The organism is Aggregatilinea sp. (assembly GCF_036822615.1).
GTDB lineage: Bacteria > Chloroflexota > Anaerolineae > Aggregatilineales > Aggregatilineaceae > Aggregatilinea.
In genome coordinates this window covers 1-9336 of sequence record NZ_DAISHJ010000163.1, presented here as the reverse complement: position 1 = coordinate 9336, position 9336 = coordinate 1, and the positions used below count along the sequence as shown (strand labels likewise).

The following is a 9336-nucleotide window of genomic DNA, read 5'->3' as shown; positions in this document are numbered from 1 at the left end:
CGCATGACCGGCGGCGGCTTCGGCGGCGCGGCGGTGGCGCTGGTCGCGGACGAGGCCGTGGAGGCGTTCATCGCGGCGGTCGGCCCGGCGTACACCGAGGCGACCGGCCTCACCCCGCTGATCTACGTCTGCCAGGCGGCGGCGGGCAGCGGCGTCGAGGAACTGTAAAACGCAGCGATCAGCCGTTAGCGATGAGCGGTTAGCAAGAGCAAAGACCGCGCGCCGCGATTTTCTTAGGGGCGGAGGGTTTGTCCCGCCCGTGCAGCAAGACGCAGGCGTTTGCGGTAGGGGCGTATTGCGATACGCCCCTACGGTGAAAAATCTGTATTTGTGGTAGAGGGACAAAACCAGGGCGGGTTTAAAACCCGCCCCTACAGAACCCGTTGAGACGCGCCTGTATCCCCCTCTCCAGCCCCAACCGGAGAGGGGCCGGGGGTGAGGTGATTTACAACCCCACACCAGCACCCATTTTCGACAGCATCACACCGGAGCCTCCTATGCCCACACCCGAAACCGACTCGCCCACGCCGACGCCTCCCCCGGCGCGCGGATCGCTGGCCGAGGTCGGCGCGGTGTTCCTGAAGATCGGCGCGACGGCGTTTGGCGGTCCGGCGGCGCACGTCGCCATCATGCACGACGAGATTGTGGAGCGTCGCAAGTGGGTCGATAACCAGCATTTTCTGGACCTGCTGGGCGCGACCAATTTGATCCCCGGCCCCAATTCCAGCGAAATGAGCATGCACCTCGGCTTCGTGCGGGCGGGCCTGCCGGGGCTGATCGTGGGCGGCGGCTCGTTTTTGCTGCCTGCCATGCTGATGGTGCTGGCGCTGGCGTGGATTTACCAGGAATTCGGCTCGACGCCTGCCGCCGAATGGCTGCTCTACGGCGTGAAGCCGGTGATCATCCCGCTGATCGTGTCGGCGCTGATCATGCTGGGGCAAAAGGCGGTGCGCGACCGGCTGTCTATCGTGCTCGGTGCGGCGGCGTTTGCGCTGTATTTCCTGGGCGTGAATTTCGTGCTGCTGCTGATCGGCAGCGGGCTGGTCGTCATGATCGCACGCAACGCCGACCGCCTGCGGCCCGGCCCGCGCCTGCTGATCCCGCTGCCGCTGCTCGGATCGAGCCTGTTCGCCACGCCGGACGCCGCCGCGTTTGGCCTGGGGCAAATGTTTCTGATCTTCCTGAAGATCGGGGCGCTGCTGTACGGCTCCGGCTACGTGCTGTTCGCCTACATGCACGCCGATCTGGTCGAGCACCTGCACTGGCTGACCGAACAGCAGCTCATCGACGCGATCGCGGTGGGGCAAATGACGCCGGGGCCGCTTTCGACCACGGCCACGTTCATCGGCTACCAGTTGGGCGGCGTGCCGGGCGCGCTGCTGGCGACGCTGGGCATTTATCTACCCGCCTTCGTGATCGTGGCGATCAGCAACCCGCTGATCCCGCGCATCCGGCGGTCGCCGCTGGCGAGCGGTTTTCTGGACGGCGTGAACGTCGCGGCGCTGGCGCTGATGGCGGCGGTCACGTGGGAACTGGGGCGCGCGGCGTTCGTGGATCTGTACACGCTGACGATCGGGTTGGTCGGCGCGGTGCTGCTGTTCCGCTACCGGGCCAACTCCGCGCTGCTGGTGCTCTACGGCGCAATCATGGGGCTGCTGAGCGCGGTCATTTGAGCTTGTCAGGATGCCGGATCGTGGCTACTGTTATGGGCAGATATGGTCAAGATGCCTGCATCGGGCGGAGCAAGCTCCGCCCCTACGGAACGCGAGTATGATTGTCGTTAACTACCAAGCGAAAAGCAGGGCGGGTTTGAAACCTGCCCCTACCCGACTCTCAACCGCTGAACACTCAACATGAAACGTAGCATCTACTTCAACGACTGGCAGGCGTGCCTGCGCGCTCATTACGTCCACGTGATCCGCACCAACGACACTGTGACGGAACCGACGCTGCGCCACGTGCTGCTGCAAACCGGCCTCACCGACGCCGAACTCGACGCGATCGCTGCCGAGGCGCGCGGCCTGACCGCCCTGCCCGCCGATACGCCGTTCGACGCGGGAGCCATCGATCCCGAAACCGCCGCCGCTGCGGAAGTGCCCGCCGATCCGCCCGCCGACGTCGCACCAGCCGACGTTGTGGAACAGGAAGCAGAAGCGATCCAGGAAGAGGAAACGGTCGCGGAGGCGGTAGAGGTGGCCGAAGCAGCCGAGATCGCCCCGCCGGAACCGGACGAGGCCGAGATCGACGAAACGGAGCCGGATCTGCCCGGTGATGATGCGATCGTGCTGGACGACAACGGTGAGATCGTGGGCTACGACGAAAGCGAGCCGGACGACGGCGACCTGAGCGACGATCCCGGCGCGGCAGATGACGAGATCGACGAAAACGACACCCTTGACGACACCGACACGGACGAACCGCCGCCTTACGAGCCGCCAAGCCAGCAGCTATCGCTGTTTTGAGCGATTCCTCTCTACAAGGAGCACCGCGTGATCAAAAATCTGATCTGGGACCTGGATGGCACGCTGTTCGACACCTATCCCGCGTTCATCGCGGCCTTCGTGGACGCCTGTGCGACGTTTGGCGCGCAGGTCGATCCGGCGCACGTTGAGGCGCTGGTACGGATCGACATGGGGACGTGTGTCAGCGGGCTGTCGCAGGAATTGGGCGTCAGCGAGGATGAGCTGGGGAACCAGTTCGACGTGTTTTACAAGGCGTACGGCATGGCGAAGCAGGCCCCGTTTCCCGGCCTGATCGACGTGTTGGATTACGTGCGCTCGATAGGCGGCGTAAACGCGATCATCACGCACCGCCGCGCCGAAACGACCGCGCAGATCCTCGATCTGCACCAGCTGGCCGACCGGTTCGTGGACCGGATCACCGGGGATGACGGCTACCCGCGCAAGCCCGCTCCGGCGGCGTTCATCGCCATGCGCGACCGGCATGGCTTCCGCCCGGAGGAAACGCTGTGCATCGGGGACCGGGACATCGATACGCTGGCGGCGCACGGCGCGGGACTGCGCGCGTGCATCTACGGCGCGCCGGAAGCGGCGGAACCGGATCTCGTCGTCACCGATTACGCCGATCTGCTGGCCTATTTGCAGCAGGAAGCGCAGCCCGTGCCCGGCGACACGCCGAACGGTTAACTGAGTCTTCCACTCGTCTCTTGAGCATGGTATAATCCCGCGCGATGGATGACCTCACCTGGATGCGTCTGGCGCTGGACGAAGCGCGACTGGCCGCCGAGCACGGCGACGTGCCCATCGGTGCAGTAGCGGTGCGAGACGGGGAAGTCATCGCGCGGGGGCGCAATCGCCGTGAAGTGGACGGCGACGCAACAGCCCACGCCGAGATGGTCGCCATCCGCGAAGCCTCGCGCGTGATCGGGCACTGGCGGCTGGAAGGCGTGACGCTGTACTGCACGCTAGAGCCGTGCGCGATGTGTGCGGGCGCGATGGTGCTGGCCCGGCTGCCCCGGTTGGTCTTCGGCGCGTTCGATCCGAAGGCGGGCGCAGGCGGCAGCGTGATGGACCTGCTGGCGCATCCCCGACTGAACCACCGGGTCGAGGTGACCGGCGGGGTGCTGGCCGAGGAATCGGCGGCGCTGCTGGTGAGCTTTTTCGCCGCGCTGCGCGCTCAAGGCCAGAAATAACAATCGAATACTTCCCATTCGGAGGGGTGCCAGAGTGGTTGAATGGGGCGGTCTCGAAAACCGTTGTAGGGTTCTCCCTACCGTGGGTTCGAATCCCACCCCCTCCGCCAGAAAAAACCGGCTCGTGCCTGACACGGGCCGGTTTTGCGTTCCCAGGCCGCGCGACCTGCCAGTCACTTGCCTTCCCCCGCCCGCCCCGTTAGACTTGGGAGCCGTTCGCTTGTGCCGGAAATAGAATCTCCCAGGTGGTGACGCATGGACCGCGAAGAAGTCAAAAGCAAACTGCGCACGTTCGTCGTGACCGAGCTTATCCGCAACCCCAAGTACCCGCTGCAAGATGACGAGCCGCTGATCACGGGCGGGCTGATCGATTCATTCTCGCTGGCGCACTTCGGCGTGTATGCCGAGCAGGAATTCGGCGTGTACATCCCCGACCCCGACCTGACGGTCGAAAATCTCGACACGCTCAACGACATGGTGAATCGCGTCCTGCAGGGCTAACGACGCCGGAACCGGACGCGCGCTCGGCGCGTATCCAGAGGAGTAACCCCCATGCGACGATGGATCGCGGCAGGCATGGCGCTGGCGGCGCTGCTGGCCGGGTGCGGCACGGCATCACCCGGCGCGCGCCAGATCACGCCGACTCCCGCCACGCCGGATCGCAGCATCGCCAGCGTGGACAGTCTGGTTACGAACGCCCCGGACGGCACGCCGACCCCGCTGCCCACGCCGGATCAGTATACGGTCCGCGTGTGGTGGCCGGACGAGATCTACCCGACCGACACAGACCCGTCGCAGACGATCCTCACCCGCCAGTTCGATGACTTCACCCAGACCTACAGCCGCTACACGCTTCAGGTGCGGCGCAAACGCGCGAACGGCCTGGGCGGCATCCTGCCGACCCTGCGCACCGCGCAGCCAGTCGCGCCCGGCACAATGCCCGACCTGACGCTGATGCGCCGCGCAGACATGGTGACCGCGGCAACGGAAGGGCTGATCGTGCCGATCGGGAACTGGCTGCCGCCGGACATCCTCGAAAGCCTGCTGCCCGGCGTGGAACAGATCGGAGAAATCGACGGCACGCTGTACGGCCTGCCCTACATGATGACGCTGTATCACATGGCCTACCGCGAATCGGTATTCGCCGCGCCGCCGACCACGTTCGAGACCATTCTGACCCAGGAACCCAAGTATCTGTTCCCGGGCAACGTGGCCGGGCAGGGAACCGGCGCAAACTGGACGGTGCTGCTGCAATATCTGGCGGCGGGGGGGCAACTGGTAGACGCGGGCGGGCTGCCCACGTTGGACCGCGATCCGCTGCTGGCCGTCTACAGCTACTACGAACAGGGCGTCGAGGCGGAGATTTTTAGCCCCGGACTGCTGACCTTTTCCCAGTCGGATGATTATTGGGATCAGTTTGAAACGGGCGCGGTGAGCCTCGTCTTCGCCAATTCGACCACGTACCTGCGCCGCCGGGCCAGCGTGCCCAACACGGCCCCCGCGTCGATCCCCACGCTGGGCGGCACGCCGATCACCACCCCCGACAGTTGGATGTGGGTGCTCACGACATCGGATCCCGACCGGCAGAATCAGGCGCGCGCATTCCTGTCGTGGATGATGCGCGTCAGCCAGCAGAGCGCGTTCTCCGAATCCTATGGCTATCTGCCCACAACGCAGCGCGCGATGCAGTTATGGGACGACCAGTCCTACGCGACCTTCGCACAGAGCCTGATGGCGAACATGGTGCTGGTCCCCGACACGCAGCGCAACAGCAGCGCCGCCGCCGCGCTGCAAGCCGGATTCGCAGCCGTGCTGGACGGGACTCCGGCGGAAACTGCCGCCGACGAGGCGCTGCAAGTTTTAAGCGACTAACGAAGCGGGTCAGGCGCCGCCCAGCAGATCCTGAAGCGTCGCCAGCAGATCGGGCAGCCGCAGCGGCTTGGACAGGTACAGGTTGGCTCCAGCTTCCAAAGCCAACGCGGCGTTGGTCGTGCCGCTGTGCGCGGAGATGATGACGATCGGCAGGGACTTAAATTCGGGATCGGCGCGGAGCTGTTTGCAGACTTCAAAGCCGTTGATATCGGGCAGCATATAGTCTAGCAGCAGCGCCGCGGGCCGCTCGGTCCGTACCAGATCGAGGCCCGCCGAGCCGGAAAGCGCGCTGCGCACTTCAAAGCCCTTCAGGCGCAGGAACGTGCTGAGCATCGTCACCGTTCCCATTTCGTCATCTACGATCGCAATCAGTTGCCCCGTCATGCGTCCTCGTTTCCACGCGGCTCACTGCTGGAGACTGCCGGAGCGGAGGCAGAGGCCAACGCCCGCTCGTAAAACCGGAAGCGCTTGTACGGCTCACCGTTGAGCGCCTCGACGATGTGATTCATATCGTCGTTGGTTTCCAGCACCCACCCCGCGTCAGCCCGTTCCCAACCCATTTTTGAACTCAAAACGTCAACTTGATTCAAAAGCTCGACGATCATCGCAGCCTCGACGCCCATGTTCCGGTACGCCTTTTTGACGCCCATCAGTGGGACGCGAATGCGCGTGATCTTCGAACGCACTTTCCAGTGCCACAGCACCTTCAGCAGCGTGAGCGGCTCCGGCACGTTGGGGCGTGGATAGGCCCGCTGCAGCGCCCCGTTCAGATCGGGAATACCCAGCATGAAACCCGCCGGTTCGCCCCCGACCTCCGCAAAAAACGTCAGGCGCGGGTCCAGGAACTGCCCCAGATCCTTGACCATCTCGTCCAGTTCGGGGTCCGACAGTGGCACGAAGCCCCAGTTGCGATCCCACGCCTGGTTGTAGATGTCCTTGAGCGTTTCCAGCTCCGATTTCACCGCGTCCCCGTCCAGCACCCGCACGCGGATCTGGCGGCGCTCGTTGTTGCGCCGCGTGACGCGGATGGCCTGCTGGACCTTGGGCGACGTGGCGAAGCCCTGCGTGGTGAAGTTGTAGCAGATCAGATCCATCACCTTGGCAAAGCCCGGCGCGCGCTCCAACAGGCGCTCATAGTAGGGACGGTTGTAGGGCATCAGCACGGCGGGCGTATCCTCGAACCCCTCGACCAGCACCCCGCATTCGTCGTTGGTCGAAAACGTCGCGGGGCCGCGCAGCGCCGTATAACCGCGCTGTTTGGCCCACTCGACCGCCGCGCCGAGCAGCGCCTCCGCCACGGCCTGATCGTCAATCACTTCAAACGCGCCGAAGAACGCGATGTTTTCGTTCTGGAACTCATTGTGGCGGTGATTGACAAATGCCGCAATTGTGCCAACCACCTGACCGCCCCGCCGCGCGAGGAAATAGTCGCCTTCCATGTGCTGCCAGCTTGGATTTTTCGCCCGGTCGAACCTGTGCTTCTGCATCGACATCAGCGGCGGAACCCAATAGGGGCTGGTCCGGTAGAGCGTCCAGGGGAACGTTAAAAATGCGCGATAGTCCGCCTTGGACGCGACCTTTGTCACCATCAGTGCGTCAACCACGTGCTTACCCTCCACTATGGGTCTGACGAAAATGCCAGAACTGCGGATCTTACACAGGCTTGCCTGACAGGCAAATCACCTTACAACTGGGGCGGCGCTTGCACCGTGTAACCGGGTTTGAGCGGACGCTCGTAGAACCGGTAGCGCTTGTAGATCACCGAGTTATAGGCTTCGACGAGGCGCTGCATGGGGCCGTTCGTCTCCAGCACCCAGCCGCCATCCCCGATGTCCCAGCCGAGCGCCTGCGCCGCCTGATACGCCTCCACGAACATCGCAGATTCGACGCCGATGCCCCGGTATCCCTCCTGCACGCCCATGAGCATGATGCGGATGCGGGTGATCTTCGAGCGCACCTTCCAGTGCCACAGCAGTTGGAGCAGCGCCAGCGGCTCCGGCTTACTGGGGCGCGGGTATGCCTTGAGCAGCACCTCGTTGAGATCGGGCAGGGCCAGCATGAACGCGACCGGCTTGCCTTCGACCTCCGCGAAGAAGGTCAGGCGCGGCTCGAAGTACTGCCCCAGGTCCTTGACCATCTCGTCCAGCTCCGTGCTCGAAAACGGCACGTAGCCCCAGTTTTTATCCCAGGCGTGGTTGTAGATGTCTTTGAGCAGTTGGAATTCCCGGTCGAGGTGCTTCGTATCGGGCGTGCGGATCGTGATATCGCGGCGCTTGTTGTTCTGCTGCGTGATGCGGAACAGTTTTTCGAGCTTGGGCGAGTTGTTGATCGCCTGAAACGTGATGTAATAGCTGTACAGGTCCATCACCTTCTCGAAGCCGGGCGTCGCTTCGACAAGGCGCTGGTAGTACGGGCGGTTGTAGGGCATCAGTACCACGGCGGGATCGTCGAATCCCTCGATCAGAATGCCGCATTCCTCGTTGGTGGAGAACGTCGCCGGGCCGCGTATCGCGTCGTATCCCAACGCGCGCACGTACTCCGATGCCGTCTCGAGCAGCGCCGTCGCCGCTTCCTGGTCGTCCTGGACTTCAAACGCGCCAAAGAAGCCGATATGCTCGTTGTGATACTCGTTGTGGCGGTGGTTGATGAAGGCCGCGATCGTGCCGACCGGCTGGCTGCCGCGCCACGCGATGAAGTAGTCGCCCTCCAGATGCTCCCATGAAGGATTCTTCGCCTTGTCGAACTTGTGCTTCTGCATCGACATCAGCGGCGGAACCCAATAGGGGCTGGTCCGGTAGAGCGCCCAGGGGAACTTTAAAAAAATATCAAGGTCGTGTTTGGACTCGACCTTGCGAACGGAAACGGCATCCATATTCCCGACTTCCTTGAGTGCGCAATGGCTAACTCTATTGTCCAGGCGACAATGTTACTCCTGTCGCCAAAGTGGGCCAAATATCGCGGGTGTAATATGCATTCTTGCGGGCCGAGACCCCAGCCATTACACACGACTTTATGCGATCATGGAACCATTTGCAGCCGGGCAGCGACTAATGGACTAAAGCGAAGGAGCCGCCATGCATGAGCTACCCGATCCCGACCGGGCGCTGCTGAAGACCGTCGCGGAGGGGGATCCGCGCGCCCTGGAAACACTCTATGCCCGGCACGGCCTGCGTCTGCTGCACTATCTCGCCGGGCAGCTTAACGATCCGGCGCTGGCCGAGGAAGTGCTGCAAGACGTGATGCTGGCGATCTGGCAGCAGGCACGGCGCTTCCGGGGCGACAGCCGCGTCACGACCTGGATGCTCGCCATCGCGCGGCATCACGCGATCAGCGCGCGGCGGCGGCAGAAAACGCCGCTCGATCCGCTGCACGATCACGCCGCCAGCAGCGCCCCGCCCCCGCTGGACACGCTGATCCGGCGCGACGACTGCGAGACCGTGCGCGAGGCGCTGCACCATCTGCCGGACGACCAGCGCGAAACGCTCGAACTCATTTTTTACCACGGCCTCAGCGGGCCGGAAGCCGCGCGCATGATGGGCGTGGCGCAAGGCACCATCAAAAGCCGCCTGCACCGGGCCAAAGCGAGTTTACAGAAACTGCTGAGCATCGAGGAGATATACGATGCATAACACCTGGCTGGACCAACTGCCTTACTACGCCGCCGGAACGCTGGACGAGACGCAGCGCGCCGCGCTGGATCAGCACCTCGCCGGGTGCGCCGACTGCCGCCGCGCCCTGGACGAGTGGCGCACGATCGGTCAGGCCGTGACGGAGGACGCCGCCGTCCGCGCGTCTCACCTGCCGCCGCTGCC

Annotated in this window: 11 protein-coding genes and 1 tRNA gene; 9 read left to right on the top strand and 3 right to left on the bottom strand. The window is 64.0% G+C overall.

What is annotated here, in order from left to right; translation table 11 throughout:
- Positions 1-497 precede the first annotated feature (497 nt).
- From chrA to V7116_RS24150, 7 genes are all read left to right on the top strand, one after another.
- Positions 498-1673, top strand: a complete 1176-nt coding sequence (gene chrA / locus V7116_RS24180; RefSeq protein WP_324394562.1) for a chromate efflux transporter — start codon at positions 498-500, stop codon at positions 1671-1673.
- Between the two features lie 180 nt (positions 1674-1853).
- Positions 1854-2462 carry a hypothetical protein gene (locus V7116_RS24175; RefSeq protein WP_324394561.1) on the top strand — a complete coding sequence of 203 codons (609 nt, stop codon included), beginning with the start codon at positions 1854-1856 and terminating at the stop codon, positions 2460-2462.
- A gap of 27 nt (positions 2463-2489) precedes the next feature.
- A complete protein-coding gene (locus tag V7116_RS24170) occupies positions 2490-3146 on the top strand; it encodes an HAD family hydrolase (RefSeq protein WP_324394560.1) in 657 nt (218 codons plus the stop codon).
- A gap of 44 nt (positions 3147-3190) precedes the next feature.
- Positions 3191-3652 (top strand): tRNA adenosine(34) deaminase TadA, encoded by a 462-nt coding sequence (gene tadA, locus V7116_RS24165; RefSeq protein ID WP_324394559.1) that lies wholly within the window; start codon positions 3191-3193, stop codon positions 3650-3652.
- 20 nt (positions 3653-3672) lie between these two features.
- A tRNA-Ser gene (locus V7116_RS24160) sits at positions 3673-3762 on the top strand.
- 145 nt (positions 3763-3907) lie between these two features.
- Positions 3908-4153, top strand: a complete 246-nt coding sequence (locus V7116_RS24155; protein ID WP_324394558.1) for an acyl carrier protein — start codon at positions 3908-3910, stop codon at positions 4151-4153.
- Between the two features lie 51 nt (positions 4154-4204).
- Positions 4205-5524, top strand: a complete 1320-nt coding sequence (locus V7116_RS24150; RefSeq protein ID WP_324394557.1) for an ABC transporter substrate-binding protein — start codon at positions 4205-4207, stop codon at positions 5522-5524.
- Positions 5525-5533: 9 nt separating this feature from the next.
- On the opposite strand, the gene V7116_RS24145 is transcribed toward V7116_RS24150, so the two are convergent.
- The 3 genes from V7116_RS24145 to V7116_RS24135 all read right to left on the bottom strand — a co-directional run bounded on the left by V7116_RS24145 (position 5534) and on the right by V7116_RS24135 (position 8396).
- Positions 5534-5908, bottom strand: coding sequence for a response regulator (locus tag V7116_RS24145; protein WP_324394556.1), 375 nt, complete (start codon positions 5906-5908; stop codon positions 5534-5536).
- Entirely contained in the window at positions 5905-7128 is a 1224-nt protein-coding gene (locus V7116_RS24140) for a GNAT family N-acetyltransferase (protein WP_324394555.1), read from the bottom strand. The genes V7116_RS24145 and V7116_RS24140 overlap by 4 nt, the downstream gene beginning before the upstream one ends.
- A gap of 80 nt (positions 7129-7208) precedes the next feature.
- The gene (locus V7116_RS24135) at positions 7209-8396 is read right to left on the bottom strand and encodes a hypothetical protein (protein ID WP_324394554.1); all 1188 of its coding nucleotides are present in this window, start codon (positions 8394-8396) and stop codon (positions 7209-7211) included.
- Positions 8397-8598: 202 nt separating this feature from the next.
- On the opposite strand from V7116_RS24135, the gene V7116_RS24130 reads away from it, so the two are divergent.
- Together V7116_RS24130 and V7116_RS24125 are read left to right on the top strand one after the other, a co-directional pair.
- Positions 8599-9153 (top strand): RNA polymerase sigma factor, encoded by a 555-nt coding sequence (locus V7116_RS24130; RefSeq protein ID WP_324394553.1) that lies wholly within the window; start codon positions 8599-8601, stop codon positions 9151-9153.
- On the top strand, positions 9146-9336 hold a 191-nt coding region (locus V7116_RS24125; RefSeq protein ID WP_324394552.1), incomplete at its 3' end, for a zf-HC2 domain-containing protein. The genes V7116_RS24130 and V7116_RS24125, both read left to right, overlap by 8 nt.

Bases quoted from the DNA above. Each gene is read 5' to 3' on its own strand.
- chrA (WP_324394562.1), top strand. From the start codon at position 498: ATGCCCACACCCGAAACCGACTCGCCCACGCCGACGCCTCCCCCGGCG.
- V7116_RS24175 (WP_324394561.1), top strand. From the start codon at position 1,854: ATGAAACGTAGCATCTACTTCAACGACTGGCAGGCGTGCCTGCGCGCT.
- tadA (WP_324394559.1), top strand. From the start codon at position 3,191: ATGGATGACCTCACCTGGATGCGTCTGGCGCTGGACGAAGCGCGACTG.
- V7116_RS24155 (WP_324394558.1), top strand. From the start codon at position 3,908: ATGGACCGCGAAGAAGTCAAAAGCAAACTGCGCACGTTCGTCGTGACC.
- V7116_RS24150 (WP_324394557.1), top strand. From the start codon at position 4,205: ATGCGACGATGGATCGCGGCAGGCATGGCGCTGGCGGCGCTGCTGGCC.
- V7116_RS24145 (WP_324394556.1), bottom strand. From the start codon at position 5,908: ATGACGGGGCAACTGATTGCGATCGTAGATGACGAAATGGGAACGGTG.
- V7116_RS24135 (WP_324394554.1), bottom strand. From the start codon at position 8,396: ATGGATGCCGTTTCCGTTCGCAAGGTCGAGTCCAAACACGACCTTGAT.
- V7116_RS24130 (WP_324394553.1), top strand. From the start codon at position 8,599: ATGCATGAGCTACCCGATCCCGACCGGGCGCTGCTGAAGACCGTCGCG.